10 protein-coding genes and 1 tRNA gene are annotated in these 22,060 nt (G+C 35.5%); 7 read left to right on the top strand and 4 right to left on the bottom strand.

Annotated features, from left to right (window positions below):
* Window positions 1-6 precede the first annotated feature (6 nt).
* The 4 genes from AC0L6O_RS04120 to AC0L6O_RS04105 all read left to right on the top strand — a co-directional run bounded on the left by AC0L6O_RS04120 (window position 7) and on the right by AC0L6O_RS04105 (window position 6,594).
* Window positions 7-1,263: an McrC family protein gene (locus AC0L6O_RS04120; protein WP_473306538.1), complete on the top strand. Its 1,257-nt coding sequence runs from the start codon at window positions 7-9 to the stop codon at window positions 1,261-1,263.
* Between the two features lie 276 nt (window positions 1,264-1,539).
* Window positions 1,540-4,404, top strand: coding sequence for a TrlF family AAA-like ATPase (locus AC0L6O_RS04115; RefSeq protein WP_473306537.1), 2,865 nt, complete (start codon window positions 1,540-1,542; stop codon window positions 4,402-4,404).
* Window positions 4,405-4,583: 179 nt separating this feature from the next.
* A complete protein-coding gene (locus AC0L6O_RS04110) occupies window positions 4,584-5,069 on the top strand; it encodes a hypothetical protein (protein WP_473306536.1) in 486 nt (161 codons plus the stop codon).
* A complete protein-coding gene (locus AC0L6O_RS04105) occupies window positions 5,056-6,594 on the top strand; it encodes a hypothetical protein (protein ID WP_473306534.1) in 1,539 nt (512 codons plus the stop codon). The genes AC0L6O_RS04110 and AC0L6O_RS04105 overlap by 14 nt, the downstream gene beginning before the upstream one ends.
* 1,022 nt (window positions 6,595-7,616) lie before the next feature.
* Here the strand turns inward: AC0L6O_RS04105 and AC0L6O_RS04100 are convergent.
* Window positions 7,617-11,120 (bottom strand): sulfatase-like hydrolase/transferase, encoded by a 3,504-nt coding sequence (locus AC0L6O_RS04100; RefSeq protein ID WP_473306532.1) that lies wholly within the window; start codon window positions 11,118-11,120, stop codon window positions 7,617-7,619.
* Window positions 11,121-11,510: 390 nt separating this feature from the next.
* On the opposite strand from AC0L6O_RS04100, the gene AC0L6O_RS04095 reads away from it, so the two are divergent.
* Window positions 11,511-12,467, top strand: a complete 957-nt coding sequence (locus AC0L6O_RS04095; RefSeq protein ID WP_473306530.1) for a hypothetical protein — start codon at window positions 11,511-11,513, stop codon at window positions 12,465-12,467.
* A 168-nt stretch (window positions 12,468-12,635) separates the two neighbouring features.
* Here AC0L6O_RS04095 and AC0L6O_RS04090 read toward each other — a convergent pair whose 3' ends face one another.
* Both AC0L6O_RS04090 and nhaB read right to left on the bottom strand, forming a co-directional pair.
* Window positions 12,636-13,391 carry a hypothetical protein gene (locus tag AC0L6O_RS04090; RefSeq protein WP_473306528.1) on the bottom strand — a complete coding sequence of 252 codons (756 nt, stop codon included), beginning with the start codon at window positions 13,389-13,391 and terminating at the stop codon, window positions 12,636-12,638.
* A 227-nt stretch (window positions 13,392-13,618) separates the two neighbouring features.
* Window positions 13,619-15,094, bottom strand: coding sequence for a sodium/proton antiporter NhaB (nhaB, locus tag AC0L6O_RS04085; protein WP_473306527.1), 1,476 nt, complete (start codon window positions 15,092-15,094; stop codon window positions 13,619-13,621).
* Window positions 15,095-15,623: 529 nt separating this feature from the next.
* Between nhaB and AC0L6O_RS04080 the strand changes: the two genes are divergently transcribed.
* Entirely contained in the window at window positions 15,624-18,767 is a 3,144-nt protein-coding gene (locus AC0L6O_RS04080; RefSeq protein ID WP_473306525.1) for a sensor histidine kinase, read from the top strand.
* 87 nt (window positions 18,768-18,854) lie between these two features.
* Here AC0L6O_RS04080 and AC0L6O_RS04075 read toward each other — a convergent pair.
* A tRNA-Glu gene (locus AC0L6O_RS04075) sits at window positions 18,855-18,926 on the bottom strand.
* Window positions 18,927-19,141: 215 nt separating this feature from the next.
* Here AC0L6O_RS04075 and AC0L6O_RS04070 point away from each other — a divergent pair.
* Entirely contained in the window at window positions 19,142-21,562 is a 2,421-nt protein-coding gene (locus AC0L6O_RS04070; protein ID WP_473306524.1) for a M14 family zinc carboxypeptidase, read from the top strand.
* Window positions 21,563-22,060 lie beyond the last annotated feature (498 nt).

Genomic DNA, 22,060 nt, shown 5'->3' with positions numbered 1-22,060 from the left:
AAATTAATGTCAAGAGTAATTCAAGTATTCGAGTATGAAAAAATCACTATCCATAAGGATTCTCGAGAAAGGTATCTGGAGCCAAGAGAACTTGAAAAGCTATATGAGTTTAACGACAATAATAACAACGTTTACTTTACTGGAATTAGAGATGGAATTAAGTTTAACAATTATGTAGGAGTCATTCAGATTGGAGGCTTAACAATAGAAATCCTACCTAAAACTGATAAGAACAAGGGTGAAGATAAAGACTATGAAGCGTGGCATGGTGCTTTGCTCAATATGCTGAAAATATGTAAGCACATTAACGTTAATTCCGTTTCAGAAGCTAACCTCAAACGTAAGCACAATTCGCTTTTAGACCTCTATTTTGAAATGTACTTAGATGAAGTACAAAATCTGCTAAGAATAGGCCTAATAAAGCAGTATAGAAGAGACTCATCTAATGTTCTTGCATTAAAAGGTAGGCTAGATTTCAATAAAAACATTCAACAAAACCTCATTCACCAAGAACGTTTTTATACTGAGCATCAAGTCTATGACTACGAAAATTTGGTCAATCAAATAATTCTCAAAGGGTTAACCATATTGAGTAATTTAACACATAACTCAGTGTTAAATGATAGAATAGTAAGATTACGATCAAGCTTTCCAGAGATAAAGGAAATTCACATCCAAAAACATCATTTTGATAAGGTAAAAGAAAACCGAAAAACTGTTTCTTATGTAAAAGCCTTGCAGATTGCTAAAATGATAATTCTTAATTACTCTCCAGATATACGATCAGGTCAAGAAAACATGTTGACTTTATTGTTTGACATGAACAAACTTTGGGAAGAGTACATCTATAGAATGTTATTGAGAAGTAATCGAGATGATATTCTAGTTAGTTTTCAAAACAATCAGAAGTTTTGGGAGGGCAGAACCATTCGTCCAGATATAGTATTGACCAAAACAACAGCTGGCAAAACAGAGTCTTACATTATTGACACAAAATGGAAAGTACTGGATGCATCAAACCCAAAGCCAAGTGATGACGACTTAAAGCAGATGTATGCTTACAACCTATACTGGGATTCAAAAAGAAGCATGCTTTTATATCCAAACTCAAAAGAGATTGAAGAGAAGTTTGGCACCTACTGGAAAGGGCGAGCAGAAAAAGAAATCAATGAATGTAAAGTTGGCTTTGTAAATGTTCTTAACCACCGAAATGAATTAGATGTTGAAATAGGAGCTCAAATTATTGATAAGCTAATTGATTAGATTGTTTCTCTATCAAGGCTTATTACCTTTTCCTAAAAGGTGTATGACAATAATAGGAGAAGGTAGGATAGCAGATGCAATCCTTCACCGATTAATTAACTCTTCTCATAAGAAAATCCACCAGGAAAGGAATCCTAAAACATCTATGATACTTTTTTTTGTAACATTACATGCTGTTTTACAGTGGCACCACTACTCCTCCATATTACTGGCACCATCACTACGAAATAGCCACCATTTAATCCTAAGGGATTTAGAACTAAAATTATAAATACAATGCACGACAAAAGAGGTAGTATTTGGAGAAAATGGGACTTACATTTTCACACACAATCATCATACGATTATAAAAATAAGTCGCTTACCAATATAGAGATTATTGATGAGTTGGTTAACAATAAAATTAGTGTTGTTGCAGTAACGGATCATCACATTATAGATGTTGAGAGAATAAAGGATTTACAAAAATTAGGCGAAGGGAGAATCACGGTATTGCCAGGAATTGAATTTCTTGGCGAGTTGAGGGGGAAAGAGCCTATACACTACATTGGAATATTTTCAGAAAACTCTGATATTCAGCACATTTGGGATAAGTTAAGAATGAGTACAGCAATTGAGGGAATTCACACAAAAGGAAAAAAAGTGAATGAAGTTTATTGTGATACAATAGAAACAGCTAAGCTCATTAAATTTTTGGGTGGAGTTATTACGATACATGCAGGAAGTAAGTCTAATGGGATAGATAATATAACAAATTCGTTACCACATGCCTTGGCTCAAAAGGAAGATATAGCTGAGTTAATTGATATTTTTGAGCTTGGTAGGCTTGACGATATTGAAGGTTACGAAAAGGGTGTAATACCACATTTAGAAAGGTCAATAAAAAAGAGACACCCACTAATAATTTGCTCAGATAACCACAATATTCATGACTACCAGCTCAAAACAAATTTATGGATTAAGGCTGACCCCTGTTTTGAGGGGTTGAAGCAAGTTTTACTACAGCCAAATAGGGTTTTTGTTGGCGATACTCCTCCAGAGATATTACACCAGAGACAATTTCCACATAAGTTCATAAAAAAAATACAGCTTAATAAAATTGTAGGTTCTTCACTAACCGATGATTGGTTTGATGGTTTAGAGTTTGAAATTAATAGGGGGTTAGTTGCAATCATAGGCAATAAGGGGAATGCAAAAAGTGCATTATCTGATATTATTGGATTCTCTGGTCACTCTGACAATTCAAATAATTTTTCATTCCTCAATGATGATAAATTTTGGGCAAACAGAGGTAGGCTTGCCAAAGAATTTAATTGTTTAATCGAGTGGTCTGACGGTACTAATGAAAGTATTAATCTTTTTGATAAAGATTCGTTACATAAACCTGAGAGGGTTAGATATATTCCTCAAAACCATTTAGAACAACTATGTACAGCAACGAATACGGAGCAGTTTGAAAAGGTCTTAAAAGAAATAATCTTTTCTCATATACCCCATGAGGAAAGATTTGGCAAAAATGATTTGGATGAATTAGTTACTTACTTGACACTAGTTGTTGAGGAAAAAATAAACGCCAGTAAAAATAAACTCAAGGTGATTTTTACATCATTGAAGGAGGTTGAAAAACAGCTTTCCCCAAGTCATTTAGAAAAATTAAAATTCGACTTTGAAGAAAAAAGGAAGGAAAAGGCAGAACATGAAAGCAGTAAACCTGCACTAGTTGAACCTCCAACATCTTCAAATAGCAACGATGAAAGCGATAGAATTTTGAAACTGAGGGAGATAGTAGAAATAAATGAGAAATTAATTAATACAGCTGCAACTAAGATCAATGAAAATAACATTACCATTGAAACGCTTAAACAGCGAAAACAGAAAATTCAAAACTTAAAGACATATGTAGACGGTCAAATAATTGAAATGAACTCTGATTTAACGTCAATCATTGGCGACACAAAAGGGATAATTGAGTTTAAGATAGATATAACCAAACTTGATAATGCTTTAACCAAACTTGATGCTGAGAATGTAAATCAAAAAATAATAGTTAATCCAATAAGTATACAGAACAAGGCCATCTCCGATAGTAAGATTGAGATTGCTCAAATACAATCAGAACTAGATTCGCCTGCAAAGCTCTATCAAGCCTACATCGATAATCTCAAAAACTGGACAGATAGACTAAGCGGCATCTTAGGTGATATACAAAGGCTCGGGACTTACAAGTTTTACGAAAACGCTATTAGTGAAATAGAGTCTGGAAAAGTTAAGTCAAAATGGGAAGGGTTAAAAAATGAAAGAAAGGATTTAGTACTCGAAATATTAGCTTTTAAACATGAGATAATTACAATATGGCAAAACCTATACAAACCTGTTACGGACTATATTCAAATGAATGAAGGAGAGCTTGACCATTATGATGTTTCATTTAATGCTCAACTTAAAGAAACAAAGTTAAGAGAGAAGTTTTTTGAGATGCTTAACTCAAGGAGAATAGGTTACTTCAGCTCTTCAGCGGGTGGAGATCAAAAAGTAGAAGATTTACTCGCTGTTCATGATATTACAACCGAGGTTGGACTTGTTAATTTTTTGGAAACTATCTATGATAAAATAGTTTTTGATGATTCATCTGGGACACTTACTTATAGAAGTATAAGTTCTCAACTAAAAGATTCTTATTCTTATGAAGACTTGAATGAGTTATTATGGGAATTAGACTATTTACAGCCGGAATACAGCCTCAAATTGGAGGGCAAAGACGTTAAGGTTCTTTCCCCTGGTCAACGAGGTGCGTTACTCTTAATATTTTACCTATTACTTGATAAAGGAAATATCCCTTTAATCATTGATCAACCAGAGGAGAATCTAGACAATCAATCGGTATATAACCTCTTAGTAAACTTTATAAAAATAGCCAAACAACGCCGTCAGGTAATCATTGTGACGCATAATCCGAATTTGGCCGTTGGGTGTGATGCTGATCAAATTATTTATGTTAAGATGGATAAGGACAAAGGCAATAAAGTGGAAGTATCACTAGGTGCTATCGAGAATCCTAAAACAACAAAGAGCATAATAGAAATATTAGAAGGCACATATCCCGCTTTTAACCAACGTGCAAGAACATATTCAACACATTAAATTTAAAAAGCAATCAAATAAACTACCTATAAAAGTATGAGTACATTTTCTATTGTAATTATGTCCCGCCCTAAAATAGTTTTCAGATTTAACATTACTAATAATCCTGAAACATATTTATATTTATAAAAGACTATCTTTCAAATTTAAGTCTAGACTAACCACTTACATATTCGTATATGAAAAAAATACACTTCGTTTACTTTTTATTTGCTTTAAATGCTTTCTCCTGTAAACCCTATGAAAAATGGTATTGTATTAAGGGAGACCCCTCTTCTATCGTATATATAGATAAACAAAACCCGTTTCTCGTTTATAACAAACAAAAAGAAGGCTCTTTAAAATTGATTGCTGAAAACGTTTCTAAAGCTAAGATTGAAATAGAAGAGAGTCAAAAGAAGGAAATCACAGCTTTAATAGAAACAATATCATCTAAAGATTTTTTAAAATATACCGCTACATGGACCGTTTTTCGATCTGGCCCATGTAGACCAGGTAGTTATGATGATTTTAGAGGTGATATTAAACTTGTCAACAACTATACCGATAAAGTATCGAGTGTAGCAGAGTTAAGTAAAAACCTGGTTTCAACTAAGCCCTATGGTGGGTCATCAATAAACGAGTTAATTTCTGCACTTCGAGCTCTAACAAATGAAAAAATATAATTTTTTACTGTTTTTTTTTATTTATGTTTCATACAATGCTATAGGGCAAACTCCCAAAAAAAAGGTTTTTGATTTTTCTGCCTTTGTTGACGAAAATGAGTTATCTCGTAAAGAAAAACGGCTTTATTCCAAAGATAACTATCACGATTACTTTGTAGATAAAATACGAAATAAGATGATAGCCAATTTACACGATTTTAGTACGAAAGTAGCTCCCAGAGTCACCAAAGACCTGTATTCCAGGAATAGAAAACCACCTATTAATTCTGAATATGCTTTTGCTTCCTATGCTATTGAGAATGCAGGGAAAGATGCAGTTCAAAAACTGCTAGATGATATTGTTGACACTGAAATGCTAACAAAACCAGAGAAAGACATACTATCTAAATTAAAGATTGAGTTTGATGACAATAGATATCTATCTTTAGGAAATCAATTTCGGAGTGAGTGGATTGACAATAATCATCCTATAATAATTATTTCGACCCAATTCTTCTTGAGACGTGCTATCCAAGCGTCCGAACTTCATAGATTTAGAGTTAACAGCGACCACTTGTTTGCCTACTTCCTGAACAACATCATTTCCCTTTCTTATGATCCAGAACTATTATTGTCACAACCAATTAGTGAAGTATTTAATGAAACTGCTTTAATAGATGCTGCGATGACTTTTGATTCACCCCAATCATTTGTAACTTTTTATGAAATGGAGTTTCAGATAAGTTTTATGCTTATACATGAAATTATTCACTTATTAAATCCACTTGAAGCCTATGAGTCTAAAATAGATCAAATTGCACTAGAGCGACTTGCAAAAGGCTTAATCAACGAAACAGAAACGAACGATATGATAAAGACAAGGATAGAACGCTTTACGCAGCATTCCTTTTCCATTGAAAAAATTATTGCTGGGATTTATCAATCTTTTTCAGAGCCCTATTTAATTACTGCATTAGAAACGCTTTGCCGAAATAGTGCATATTCTATAAACGATATTGATTTGAAAAGAGAGCGATTGGTGAATACTGCAAGTACACTCAAACAATTTATAAATTGCGAACAAAACCCCGCAGAGTGCAAGTTCGTAGAAACGGACGAGACTCTAATGTTTATTTTTGACTTATCTAAAGTCGTTAAATTAGTAAAAGATAGTATTCAATCAGTTGATTTTGATTCAGTACCACATATCTACACAGAGAGTATTATGGGTTCGAACCGTATTGATGGTATTTGCAAACACTATCTTCAAACCATGGATGAACGACTTTTGCCACATCATATCAAATTCTTTTTAGGCTGCAACAACATTAGTAATAAAAAATATGATTTGGCAAAAGCTTATTTTTTACTCGCCCTTAATGACCCTGACATAGATTTAATTATTAAAGAAGCAACATTAATACAACTTGCCTTTTTAGAAACCTACGTTTTTGAAAGCGATGAAGGCTTTATAAATTATATTAAACAAGCCCAAAAAATATCTCGTGTGTATAGTTCAAAACTATACATTGATATTTTGAAATAACGTCTCTTTTCTGTTATATAAGTGTTTTACTTCTCCGAAGTCGTTAAGGAAAACAACCTTAATGCATCTGATTCAAACCCATGCACATATAAGTGTTTATATATGTTTCCAACTGTTTGACCATCTATAACAAACATAAGTTTACCGTTGGATGTAACCATGTTATATTCATAAGAACCAGTAGTATTTTTGTGACCAACGATGAACACATTATTACCCAGGTCGTTTTTATCGACGTTATAAACGGTATACTTGGAGGGCAATTGGATTACCTTTCTTTTTATAAAGGGTTAAACCCTTTCCATTCGCAACTAATGTAGTTCCATCGAGGGAAATATTTGAATTAAATGAATTTGCAATACAAACGTCGAAAGAAAAAGGTCTGTTGCCAATGATATTATTTGATAAACACTATTGATTGAAGCATAACTCTTTTCACTTGGTCCTTACGGAGAATTTCCTACATCGAATAGCTCTTTGCCCTAAAGAGATAGAATCTTAATTCGCATCTATTCGCTTTCTAAAATTCAATATTATTTTTCTAAAGATTGTCCAGCTTTAAATAATTGTAACTATTAATAATCGAATAAATTCGTTCAAATAATCTACACTTTTTGGTACCCGCTGTGATACCAAATGAAAAAAATCACACAAACTACTGGCTATTAAAGGATTAAATAGTCTCGTCCAGACCGCAGATAAAAGCCTCATAATCTTACGATTGTGAGGCTTTCTGCTTTTCATATCTTCCTGGAAAATGTAGTAGGCTGCTGAACTTCAGAACAATTAAACCTTATTCCTTTTAAGTCCTTCTAAACTTTCCCACTAAGCCACAATTCTAATGTAATACTCCGGTATTGACCAAAAAGTCATTAAAAGCCCAGATACCTTTCTATTGAATAAAATCAGACTAGAATAAGCCCTTGTTGTCTAAATTTTGACACTAAATCATAAGCCTCTCTACCCCAATACTAGAAAACAAAGCTTACTAGTATTGGGGAAAATTGATTTCAATAACTTATCTAAAATGAATTGATTACCAATTTAATTTCATGTTTACCTGGGCTTAGACGCACTGAGCCAAAAGCGGCATTTACTTTCTTTCCATTGTGCATCAACTCCTTTCCAGGTTCTGGTGCTATCTCAAATTCAGCTACCATATTGGCTGGAATTTCAATTTCAAACACTTGTAAACGAGAGTTCTTAAATTGATAGTTTCCTTTGATAGTCCCCTTAATAGTTGGGACTTCAATTTGACTATTTTTCAACTCACTCATTTGTGGTTTTATAGTTGCAATTCCAAAACCAGGCGTTTTAGGTTGGATTCCCCAAAGCCCTCTTGGAATAACATTGGCAGGTACTGCCCCCCAAGCATGATTCCAGTCAAGGTTATTTTTATATTTCAAATCCCAAGCTTCTAAAGTCATAGTGGAGCCTGCTCTAATCATATTATACCAGCTTCGGTCACTAGTATCTACCAAAAGGTCTAAGGCGTAATCGCTAGCTCCTGCATTATATAGAGCGTCCATTAAATACTGAGAACCATAAACACTACAAGCCATCCCTCTTGATTTGATATGGTCTACCACAGATTGAATATGTTCTTCTGGAACCATATTAAATGCAAGCGGCAGCATATTAGCATGTAATGCGGCATGGTCTGTTCCTATGCCATCTACATAGACTCCACGCTCTGCATCAAACATTTGCTCATTAACAGCTTTTTTTGCTTTCAATGCACGAAGTTCAAAGTCACTAGCCTCTTTGTTCTTACCCAAAACATTGGCAAATTCAGCCATGATTTTCATATTTTGATAGTAAAAAGCGTTCACCACTGTATTGTAATCTTTAAAAACATAAGCATCTCGCTCTCCTTTATTAGCAGGGTCGCCTCCCCAGCCAGCAGAAGGCCAATCCACAATGTCTCTAAAAGTTTCCTTCATGGTTTCTGGAAAACCAAGATTAGCCATTAACTCAGGAGTCATTTTGGTAGAAGTTATCAGACCATCCTCATTTGCCAACTCATAAAGTGTTTTGAACTTAAGCTGCTCATAATACTTCGCTATTAGCTCCGTATTTCCTGTATACATATAGTCGGCATAAAACATGAGTGCCACGTGCTGCTGCCACTCTGTAGGCCATGTAGGATGCTCCATGAAATACTCGATGGTTTGTCTTGCAATCGCATATTCACGGTCGGTGGTGTAATGGCTTAATTGATTCAAATAAGCATCTGCCTCGTATGGTATTCTTTCTCTATCACCGTCTACATAAAGCCCGTTAAAAGTAGTGGCTTTGATGGTGTATTTGCAGATATCCCAAACTTGATTTAAAATGTCGTTTGAACTTCCAAAGCTACTAGCCGAATCTTCCCAATAACTATGGTGAGCCAGCTGTCTAAAATTCTCTGGATTTATAGGCTCTTTTGCTCCTTCTATTTCAGCATACCTAAAAGGCATCAAAACAGGAAAGCCCTCTGGAAGTGGTAATGCTTTGCCCGGCAATGTATTTCTTTTGTCCACCTTTACGGGAAGCTGATACTCCGTTTGACCAGGCTTTACCATAATTTGAATTTCCTGATATCTAATATGGCTTTTGTGAAAAGGCGTTCTATTGATACTTTCTCCATCTAATTGTTCGCCAATCCTAAAGGTTAAAAGATGTTTCTTTTTTGCTTTGTATGTAAAATCAATGGTACCGAAAGCCGCTTTGCCAAAATCTAAGAAATAGGTATCGCCTCGCTTTTCAAAAACAACCGGCTTAATCCTATCTACCTGAAAACTATTAGGTGTAGTGATTGTCTTTTGAGAAACACCCATTTTGAAAGATTGAACACTGGAATACCTTGAGAGTCTATTGTCCTCATCCCAAATACGCGATTTCCAAAAATAGGTTTTTCCGGGAATTAGAGATTGACCTTGGTATTCAATTTCAAAGGATTTACTAGAACGAACCTGTTTGCTATCCCAAACATCGCCAATGTTATTATTAATGTTTTCTTCAGAAGATGCCACCAATATTTGATAGGCAGATTGGGTAACAGCACCATCTGGCACCACCCAAGCAAATTCTGGTTTACTATCAATTATTTCAACCCCTTTAGTATCCCTTATCCACTCTACAGTCAGATTCTTAGGCCCTTGAGAGTATTCATCAGAATGTTCCAGAATAAGTTTATTTGTTTTAAGACGAAACGCCTTTAATTTTCCCTGATACTTTCCGTCTTTAGCTAGATTATTAATTTCCTTAGGGTCATCTTTGAGGTTATAAAGTTCTTCAATAGACTGGTCGTTCACATATCTAAAATATTTCCAATCTTTAGTTCGCACTCCTTCGCTCGGTGGAATATTCCCAAACTCCCAAAGGTGTTCTATTAAAACAGTATCTCTACCAAAATCATCAGCAACGTTTTCTACTATAGGCATCAAGCTTTTGCCTTGCCACCCTTTTGGAGAATTAACACCCGCTAATTCTAAAATAGTGGAGGGTACATCAATATTTAATGCCATGACATCGCTGTCTTTTTGGTTCTCTTGCCTTGGGTCAAAAACAATTAATGGCACTCTGATAGAATTATCATAAAGCAGCCACTTTCCAGCTAACTGTCGCTCTCCCAAAAAATATCCATTATCACCCATAAGAATGATAACAGTATTTTGGTCAAGACCTTTTCTTTTAAGTTCCTCACGAATCTTAGCTATTTCACGGTCAATACCAGAAATCATACGATAGTAACCTTTTACACTATGTTGATATTTCTCAGGAGTGTCATACCGCCATGTCCAGCGTAACCTGTTAAAACCGTCACGGACCATTTTAGGTAAAGATTCAAAAAAGCTATCTTCGCCAAGTTCTGGCTCTGGCATGTCAACATCTTGCAGAAGGTCATCAGATTCCTCTTGCCAGAAATATTGCTTTTCGGCAGAGTCATGGGCGTGCGGGGCACTGAAACTTAGGGAAAGGCAGAAGGGTTTATCCGCTTCTGCCCTGTCTATAAAATCAATGGCCTGCTGTCCTGTGTATCGAGTAAGATGAACAGTATCTTCATCTATAGTCTTATAGTAATAGCCTCTCCTATCTGGAAATGCGTTATTTCTATCGTAAGACTCATATTCATCAAACTGCTTTTCCAAACCATCATAACGTACCCCATACTTACCATAAAAGCCAGTTTTATAACCATTTTCTTTCAGAACAGTGGGGTAAGAACTTGCCATGTAAGACGCTCGAATATTACCCGTTTGAAAATTGAAATTATGCTTACGCTCCTGCATACCTGTAAGAATGCTTGCTCTACTAGCGGCACAGATAGGCGTGGTGACCATAGCGTTTCTAAAGTAGGTCCCCTCTTTGGCCAATTTATCCATTTCTGGCGTGGAAATATGTTTATTTCCCGCATAACCTAAGGCATCAAACCGCTGATCATCGGTTAATATAAAGATGATATTAGGTTTTTGAGCTCCTTGCTTTTGAGCTTGTAAAGGAAAAAATTGCACACAAAACAGGGCTATCAGTAATATCCTCATTCTTAATATTTATATAATTAATAGGTCGACTTTAAATTATCCGTTTTCAAAAAAGCATAATTTATCTCAATAGTTTCAAACATATAGGTAAACGTATTAAAATCCGTCCTTTACTGTGATGTTAGCTAATGAATTAAAAAGAACAAGACTAAATGAGGTTTCTTTTTTTCCAAACGAAACTCAAAAACGACGGACATTTTTATTCCTACGAAACCGTATAATAATTAAGTGATCATTCTAAATAACGCTGAGTGAGCAATTAACGGCGATTCAAGCACTGAGGCCTATAATTTTTAAAAAAACAGAGGTTTTGCCGAAAAATAAAAACTAGAATTTCATAAAAGAAGTCGAAAGTAAAAGGTCTAGGTTTATCCAAAAACAAATAGAATAATGAAAAAAATAATACTAACTCTCACCATCTTACAAAGCTTTAATACCTTTGGTCAAATACAAATTAACCCCGAAGTATTTAACGGAACCTCACCCTACCAACCTTCTGCATTATATTCTAAGTTCGCGAGCATTGAAACACCCAATAACCCTTTTTCCATAGGAGCTGGAAGAGAAACTTTGAACTTTGTTGGCTCTGGCACTCATAATGTTGGACTTGGAACGTATACCACAAGAGATGGAGTTTTGATTGCCAATGCTCCCACTTCTCCTTTCTACAATAATCTTGGTAAACTACACATTTGGCATCCCGCAACTTATAATGCCATACAAGAGAGTATGAACTCAGCATACTCCGGTGGACCTCAATTATTATTAGATCAACAAGCAATTTATTCTCCTGTTGGACCTGCAGCAGACTTCTATGCTAGATTACAATTTAGAGCCTCAGGAACCTACCAATTGGGAAACTCTAGACACCTTAAAAAAGGGAACACTTGGGAATTAAAGGCAAAAAGCTATGTGTACGCCTATCCCTTTACTGGTTCTCAACCAGATTTTTCTAATGAAGATTTTGTAATTAATCATTCTATCGGCGGAGACGCTGTCACCATTACAGGAAATAGCAATATTACACATCATGGTTATACCAGATTAGGAGACGAAGCCGATACGCCTAATATTAAAATGCTCCTCCTTTATTCAAATTTGGCTTCTAACTCAAATGGTTTTGTCACTAAACCTCATGGACTTGACCCATTAAAAATAATCTCTGTGACCGCACTAGCCTCTGCCACTGCAACCTCTACAAATCTAATACCTGCCAACAATGCGAGTTACCCTAATTCTGAATATTCGGTAGACATTAACGGTCCCAATGTTGTTCTAACCAACAGTTCGTCTTCTAGTAATGTCTTCAATTGGCTTTGTAAAGTGGTAATCACATATATTGAATAAACGGTAACTTTTGGAATAAGCTAATTATCATTTATCCAAGTTTAATGATAATAGCCGCATCTTTAGGAAAATCATATTCACAATCAAACAACAGAGGCTCATCTCACAAGATGAGCCTCTTATTCAAAACGACACAAATATTCTCCCATTTAAAACTGAATATTTATTTCACTTCAGATTTCGACGTCTCCTATTAGATGTACTAGTGAGACCCTCTCCTTCAGAATCACCATCACACAAATCATCCATACCCTGAGCTTCTTGATACTTATTTACAGAAAAGGCGAAACTTCCTCTAGTAGGTGTTCCGTCTAGTTTATAAAGTTTTACTATTAATTTGTTATTTATACTTGAAGTGTTGGCTATTAGCGGAAAAACTGACGAATGCGGTGTCACTGTAGTAGAAAAATCAAGACTTGAATAACTTTCATTATTAATAGTTATTTCATAATAGCCTTCAACACCATTATAAACTAAACTCCAATTAGACGAGCCTGTTTGTTTCTCATCAAACTTATTAGTGGAACCATAAGCTATTTCACCTGAAGCTTTAGTCTGCATGGCATCATCAAATTTAATGTTATTAGCTATTAAATAATTTATCTCGGTGGTACCATATTCTGCTAAAACCAAACATCCACCCTGATCTTGCATAAAGATAGTTCCTCCAAACTCTTCACCTCTTGTAGATTGAATATCATACTGGTCTAATAGCAAGGCAGACTCCATTCCAAAAACAGGACTTAATTTCAACTTTAGTGCTCCCCTGTTTTCAGGTGGCTCAGGTGCTGCTATTAAGGGTCCACCTTCACCACTGTAAATTAAATTCCCTGAAGTTATCTCTACACCAGGGGCTGTCTGAGAGAAACTTGCTGAATAAGCTAGGAGGGTTAAGAACGTCACTAAACTTAGTATCTTTTTCATTATATTATTGATTGATTTTCAGCAATTTAAATATTTGAAAAGAGAAAATCTGATTTTTTTTATTTTACGGTTTTTAAAATTTAGCTTGACAGGAATCTACGATTTGGCTGAAGAAAACTACGAAAACCAACCGTTAAACATTAGTAATATCATAACAAAAAAAAGACCTTAATCATCAAAGTATTATTGATGATTAAGGTCTTTTAAAATAGATTTATCTCTCCTTCTTATAAGAAATACATAACGCCTAGCAAACCAATGCCTCCTAAGACGATTGTATAAGGCAGTGCCATTTTAATCATTTTAACATAAGATAACCTAATGGCTGGAGCCAAGGCTGATGTTAATAAGAATAGGAAAGCTGCTTGACCGTTTGGTGTAGCTACACTAGGTAGGTTAGTACCTGTATTGATGGCGACAGCCAAAGTTTCTAATTCTTGTCTGTTAATAGTACCAGCTTGAAAAGCCGCTTCTACTTCATTAATATAAACAGTTGCCACAAATACGTTATCACTAATCATTGACAAAATACCGTTGGCTGCATAAAACAAAGCGGGCTGAATGGCTTTATCTTGCTCTAAAACATAATGGATGATTGGCTTAAATAAATGTAAGTCGTGAATCATACCTACGATAACAAAGAACACCGCTAGTAAGGCAGTAAATGGCAAGGCCTCCTCAAAGGCATGACCAATGCTGTGCTCGTCTGTAATTCCTGTAAAGGCTGTTTGTAAAACTATAATGGTTAAACCTATTAAACCTACGGGTGCTAAATGAAAGGCCAAAGCCGCTATTAAAAACAAAGCCGAAATAGCTTGTACCACCAAAGCATATTTTTCTGAACCTGTCCTTTTGGCATCCTCTTCTTCCAAAAAGCCTTCAATAATATTCCTTACCTGTGCAGGTAACTTCGCTCCAAAACCAAACGTACCAGTCACTTCTAATAATACACATGTAAGAAGCCCAGCAAAAAGCACTGGCATGGTTACGGGTGCCATGGCGTGAAAGAACTGCATAAAATCCCAACCAAGTTTATCCCCGATTAATAGATTTTGAGGTTCACCCACAATAGTACAAACACCTCCTAAGGCTGTACCTACAGCACCATGCATCACTAAACTTCTCAAAAATGCTCTAAACTGCTCTAAAACGTCGCCTCCCAATTCTTTCCTATCAGGCACTCCACTTTCGTCATAATCGGAGTCTCCAGAATGTACTCTATGGTAAACTTGATAAAAACCTACAAATACACTTATTAAAACAGCTGTAACCGTCAGGGCATCTAAAAAGGCACTTAAAAAAGCTGCGATAAAAGAAAAAAGGAGCGACAAAACTATTTTGGAACGTACTTTAACGAAGATTTTACCGAATACAAACATCAGCAAAGGCTTCATAAAATAGATACCAGCCACCATGAAAACCAATAGTAAGATAACCTCAAGATTACCTTCTATCTCATGAAAGACGGTTTCTGGACTGGTCATTTGAAGTAAAACAGCTTCTAAGGCTATCAAACCTCCGGACTGAAGAGGATAGCACTTTAGTGCCATGGCCAATGTCAATATAAATTCTCCAATTACTATCCACCCGGTAGCCGAGGGCCCTACTGTATAGAGAAAAATTGGGTTTAAGATTAAAAATGCTAAAATGGTTTTCTTGTACCAACTAGGGGAATTACCTAGGAATGAATTAAATACCTCCATACTATAAGTCTTTAATGCGTTTTATTGTTTTAGTAGTGCATTAAAGATTCATCAAACTTAGAATAATTATAATTCCCATAAAATAGAAAACTATACAAAATGCAATAAAAAAGTAGCCTAATGATAAGGAAAGCTTTCAAATGACATTCTGAGAGGTCAGAAGCAGGTTGAAATGCTTCGCCTTTTCCTCTTTTAAGTAATTCTTAGAATACTTAAATATAGGCTCACCTAACTTCTACACTCTCCACTTCTTTAAAATAACAACAATAACCTTAGATCACTTCGCTAGTCAAAAGCCATGATTTTAAGCTATTTATACTATTTAATAGGGATATAATTTACTCAAAAATGTTATTTTTGAGTATTCGGGTTAAACTTGGACGTCCTTTAAACCCTTTCTTGTTTTTTGGTGAAGACTTATAAATATTCTCCCTCATAAAAGAATTATTTTATGCCTTATAGTCAAGTGCAACATGCCTACTCAAAAAGGACTCAATTAAATAGAATTTAAACTGAGCTAACGTAGTTTATGAATAAAAACCACTCGAGAAGCCTTACCTTAAGTTGCCTCTTACTCACAATAAGCCTATTCTTTTTTTCCTGCTCAAAAGAAAAACCTAAACAAATAGATAATTTTAAGGAATCAAAAACACTACCCTCAGCAAAACAAGAACTTTCTCAAAAACTCTATTTCAAAAAAATAAGCTCTTCAGATGGCCTTCCATCTACTGAAATAACCAGCACCTTTCATGACTATCTGGGATACACATGGATTAGCACAGGCAAAGGTGTGGCCCGATATGATGGCTATGATATCAAACTTTACACCACTACTCCAGAGAAAAACATCTATTTAGATGGAGCTAGCAGCTTCTTCGAAGACAACAATAAAAAACTATGGCTCATATCAGGCAATGGTTATTTACACTGGTTTGACAGAAAATTAGACCAATTTGTGGCTAAAACTTCTCACTTCGAAGATGGCTGGGCCATTGAAAAAGGGCACAACTTCTTTTCGGACAGTCTAGGAAACTTTTGGTTTACCGCATATGGAGGACTACAGTATTATGATCAAAAAACCGACAGCATCTCTAGCTTCCCTTTAAATAAGGTGAGAGATCCTAGCTGGCCTCATGAAGAGAAAGTACATTTAGAAAGTATTTTAAAAGACAATCATGGTCAACTATGGTTAGGTAGCAGGAAATTTGGACTGATTAGATTTAACATTAAAAATAAAGAATTCCATTTTTTTCGAGACGTTCCAGGCTTTTATAGCACGCACTTAGAAGAATGGATAAGCGATTTGGCTTTTGATCCAAAAGGAAACATTTGGGCAGCTGATTTATATACTGGCTTATATCTGATAGAGCCTAAAAGTGGAAACATCATTAAGAGAGTTGACTTAGAAAACTTATTGGATACGCCAAAAACCGTTGAAATATGGGACATAGAAGCAAAAGCCAACATTATTTGGCTTGCCACTCAAAACCACGGCCTTATTATTTACGATGCTGAAAAAGACCAGATTTTAAACAACTACACCTTTCAAGAAGACGAAATTCAAGGCATTTCTTCCAACACTATAAAAGACGTTTCTATTGACAATGCTTCAAATGTATGGCTCTCTGGAAATGGGGTAAACATTGGTTCACCTTCTTTTTATAAGTTTCAAAATATTTCTATCCCAAAAGTTGACAAAAACGCACCTCCCATTTATGACCTAAGCACTACAGAAAACGGAACCCTACTTATTTCTACCAAAGAAGGCATACTTAATTACAACTCCCAAAACTCCACATTTAGCAACTACAAAACTTTTGACAAAACGTATAAAGAGACCTTTGGAGTTTTGACTTCTAATGGTAGTGATTTTTGGACAAGTAATGAGCAAGGAATATTTGAATTTAACCCAATAAAAAACAAAAAAACTCAATCGTACTCGCGTTATCATCCTCTCTCTCATGGCAATACATTAAGAACAGGTAGACGTTTTCTAGAAGATAGTGAAGGAACCATCTGGTTCATTGACCACTGGAACAGACTTAAATTCATTAAACCACATACTCAGGAAGTTGGAAACGTTTTTGACCTAGCCCAAGACAAAGAATCTGGACGCTTTATTGAAATTCTTTCTTTAACAGACAACCCAAAAAATAAAGAGATTATAGTAGGCTCAAATTTGGGTACAGCACAAGTCTCTTATCAAAGTCATAACACTAAATGGTTGCCATTAAAGTATCAATCAAAAGACTATGGAAAATCTAAATGCACGTATGCTTATAACGACTTAGATAACAACATTTGGCTTATTATTGAGAATAAAATATTTCAATTAAACACCGAAACTCATGAGCTCAAAGAAATTGAGAACTTCAGTTCTTATAAAACCAAAAGTTTTAAATGGCTGATAGAATCTGAAAAAGGTATACTATGGATTGGTACTTTCGATGGTTTAATACACTATGACAAAGAAAGTAAAGCTTCGCAATTCTATACATCCGATAATGTAAGTGAAGGTACTTTTTCTAAACCTAGTCCAGTGGTTAGCCTAGGAAATCAAATCTACTTTGGAGGACAGAAGGGGCTTACACATATTAATCCATCAAAAATTAACAAAGACCTAAAAGCCCCTATTCCAATTTTAGAAAGGCTAAAATATCCAATTAAGACAGCGACAGGAATCTTAAAAGACACGACTATACAAACCGTTTTAAAAGAAAAAGTAAAGCTCAAACATTTTCAAAACGACTTAAGCTTTAGCTATATAGGTATACATTTAAAAAATCCATTACTTAACTCATTTCAATATCAACTTATAGGCTATGACAAAAATTGGGTAAATGCAGGAAATCAGAGAACTGCTACCTATACTAACTTAAACCCTGGGGAATATACATTCCAGATTAAAACTGCCAATAGTGATGCGGTCTGGAGTACTCCCTCTAAGGCCATAGAAGTCATTATTCTACCTCCTTGGTGGCAAACCTGGTGGGCATATTTAATTTATACCATTTCAGCAGGTCTGCTGCTATATGCTTGGATTCGTTACCGCGTATTTTTAAACCTCGAAAAATATAAAGCCACAGAAAATATCAGAACTAAAATATCAGCAGACCTTCATGATGATGTAGGAAGTATCTTAACAGGGCTTTCTATGAAGTCTGAGTTAATGGCTTTAGGAATAAAAGAAATAGAACCAGAAAGCCTGAATAAAATAAGTGAAATGGCCAGAGAGGCTATGGAGCGTATGCGAGACACTGTATGGGCTATTGACTCCCGAAAAGATAAGTATGAAAACCTCTTAGATAGGATGAATGCTTATGCCAACACTAACCTTCCGCTAAAAAACTTTAAATACAATTTTGACACTACTGGTTTTAATCCAAAATCTTTTATTCAACCAGATATTCGTCAAAACCTCTATCTAATTTTCAAAGAAGCTATCACCAATCTCTTAAAACACTCTAACGGAGATACAGTTTCTATTAATATGCATCAAGAATCGAAAGTATTCTACATGCAAATTAAAGATAACGGTGTTTTGAAAAACAAATTCCCATCTGATGGATTAGGGCAAAGTAACATGAAAGCTCGTGCAGAGAAAATTGGAGGTGTTTTTAAAACTTATTACGACCAAGGTTTTATAGTAGAGGTAGCATTAAAACAAGCCTAAGTACAAAAGTTGGGGGATTGCAGTTAAATAAATTTTATTAAACCCTTAAAATGTCAAAAGCCCTCCTGATTTCTCAAGAGGGCTTTGTGACCCGTACGGGAATCGAACCCGTGTTTCAGCCGTGAAAGGGCCGTGTCCTAACCGCTAGACGAACGGGCCGACTGGTCCCATAATTCGTTGCAAGAAGCGTAAAAACTTACCTGTTTTTGACATTATGTCTCAACTCGTTTCCGAATCGAGATGCAAAAGTAAGGCATGGAATTGGATTACACAACTTCTGGCTAAAAATATTTGATTTATTTTTCAAAATAAATCTCAAACACACCAAATATGGCCTTTCAAGCCAATTATCGTACTTTTGGGTACTTAAAAAAATGAGAAAAATAATTTACACCCTTATTGGATTTTTGGCGTTCATCTCTATAAACGCACAAAATGCCTTTACACCGTCTGAGTTTTTAGATTATGAATTAGGTTCACGTTTTACCTTTCATGCTGATATTGAGCGGTATTGCGATTATCTTGTTAATTCTAACCCACACCAGTTCAAAAAAATCAACTACGGAAAGACAGAAGAGGGCCGAAACCTTTTTGTGGTGATTCATGCTAATGAGTCAAATTTGAAAAACCTCCAATCACTTCGAGAGAATCATCTTAATAACATTGAAATATATAATGGCGAAAAAAAAACGGAGGATGTATTAATTGCATGGTATAGTTTTAACATTCATGGTGATGAGGCCTCCAGTTCTGAGGCTGCATTAAAATACCTTCACCATTTAGCCTCTAGAAATACTTCTTCATCTGAAATCATCATTGTAGACCCATGCCTAAACCCAGATGGTAGAGAGCACTATGTGCAATGGTTTAGTTCTGTTTATCATAATCACAGCCTATATAACGAAAAAGCCAACCAACATCAGAAACCATGGCCCCAAGGAAGGTATAACCATTACTTGAGCGACTTAAATAGAGATTGGGCATGGCAAGTACAAAAGGAAAGCCAACAAAGGCTAGCTCTTTACAACTCATGGATGCCGCATCTTCACGCCGACTTTCATGAAATGGAGCCCAATAAGAGTTATTTTTTCCCTCCTGCAGCAGAACCATTACATGAAGCTGTGGAACCTTATCAAAAAGAAATTCTAGAGACTATTGGGAAAGATTTAGAACGAGGTTTTGATAATCGAAACTGGGACTACTTCTCCAAAAAAGAATTTGACCTCTTATACCCATCTTATGCCGATACCTATGCCACATTTAATGGGGCTATTGGCCTTACCTTAGAGCAAGGCGGTGGTGAGTCGGCTGGCCTAATGTACATTCAGAATAATGGAGACACATTGACTTTGGCGAAAAGAATTGACAAACACTTTTACACCGCAAAAAGCGTACACGAAACAGCCTTCAGAAATAAAACTAATATCATAAGCAGCTTTCAGGGTTTTCATAAAGACACCAGAAAAAATGGAAATGGATCTTACAAAAACTATGTAATCAAAAATGCCCTCAAAGCCAAGACCGTTCCCTTAATCCAGCTTCTTGAAAATAATGGTATTAGCTACCACTATGCTTATGAATCTAAAACATTAGAAGGTTATAACTTTCATAGCAAGGGGCTAGATTCTTTCAAAGTAGAGCCAAATGACCTAATCATTTCTACTTTCCAGCCAAAGGGTAGACTTGTAAGGGTTCTCTTTGAACCAAAAACAGCAATGAACGCTACCAAAACCTATGACATCAGCAGCTGGGCTGTGCCATACTTACACCACATTAACGCATACGCCGTCCCTGACAGCTTTACTTTAATTAAAGGGCAATCTGTACTGCAAATCGAAAACGAAGCCCCAGAGGAAGATTACTTAGCTTTCTCCGCAACTTTAAACTCCGCTGCTTCCACTGCCTTTCTTGCAGAAGCTATTCGAATGAAAGCTCTAATTCGTGAAGACGAAGGTGTTCTTATTATCACCAAAAGCACAAATAAAGATATTTTTGAGAGCTTGTTAGAAAGAGCCAACTCTCTTCAACTTGATATACAAAACTTAAAAAAATCTGACCTCAAACTTCTGAAAAAGAAAGATTTAGATTTTATAGGCAAACCTAAAGTCGCGGTTCTGGTAGGTCCTGGTGTTTTTGAAGAAGAACTTGGAGACCTTTTATTTTATTTAGACAAATATCTCTCTTTCCCCTTTTCTGAAATATCGACCGAAGGTTTTGAGAATATAAACCTCAATGACTTTGATGTCCTGATAGTTTCCAACGGAATCTATAATAAGCTAAAAATGGACGAAGAAAAGCTTAAAAGGTGGCTTGCCGAAGGTGGCAAATTAATTTTAATAGAAGGAGGAATTGCTATTAGTGAATTATTAGACATTGGAAAATTGGCAGAAACCAACACGGACGAAATCAAATACTCCACAGACAAAAACGAACCTTTTAATTTAATTCAAGGTGCCATATTCAATACCAAAATTGACAATGCTAGTTCTTTACGCTTTGGATTAGAAGACGGGCTTAACTTTAACCTAACAGGCATTCCAAAGTATACTTTAAAAAACTCTAAGACCTATTTACCTTCTACCATCAACCCTGGCGACCACTTAAGTGGTTTTGTTGGTAAAAATGCGAATACTTTCCTAAATGATTCTTTTATATTGGGTACCTACTTTTTCGGCAATGGTATAGTGCATCAGTTTGCAATAAATCCGCTATTCAGAGGTATCCTGGAAGATGGTAAAATACTTATGGGAAATGCAATCTTTCTTTCTAAACCAACCAAGCCATTGGCAGATTAAAGTCTTTAGCAGGAATACTAATTCTGAAAATATGCTATGAATTCGCCAAACTATAAATAATCCTACAGTTTGTATTTGTCAAATTAAAGTACACAAAGCGTTCTTTGACCATTCTCGTTTCACAATAAGCCGTCTTAATTAGCTAATACTTTTCTAAACTATACCCTTATTTTTTGACAGCAATTGACTAAAAGCTTCACCAAAACTGTCAGAAAACACTGTCCTTATAAATTCACTTAAAGCGAAGCCTCTACTCTTAAAATTTAAACCAAAGGAAACTCTTCTTGGCTTTAATTAAATCGTCTTACCCTAAGGCAGAATATCTTTTTTTTTAAACTCATTTTGAGCCCTATACGCCAATCTTAGCTAATAATATTGGAATACTTTATTATAAAGTCCGTGAGCCCCGTTAAACCAGTAAAAAGAAGCATCAAAATCACTACACCTTCTGAACACCGTAGGAACAAACACTATTTCTATTCTCATAGACTTATAAAT

Source organism: Arcticibacterium sp. GJ41-1, assembly GCF_055808875.1.
Note: the sequence above shows the minus strand (reverse complement) of the source record. Positions and strands in the feature narration are given on the sequence as shown.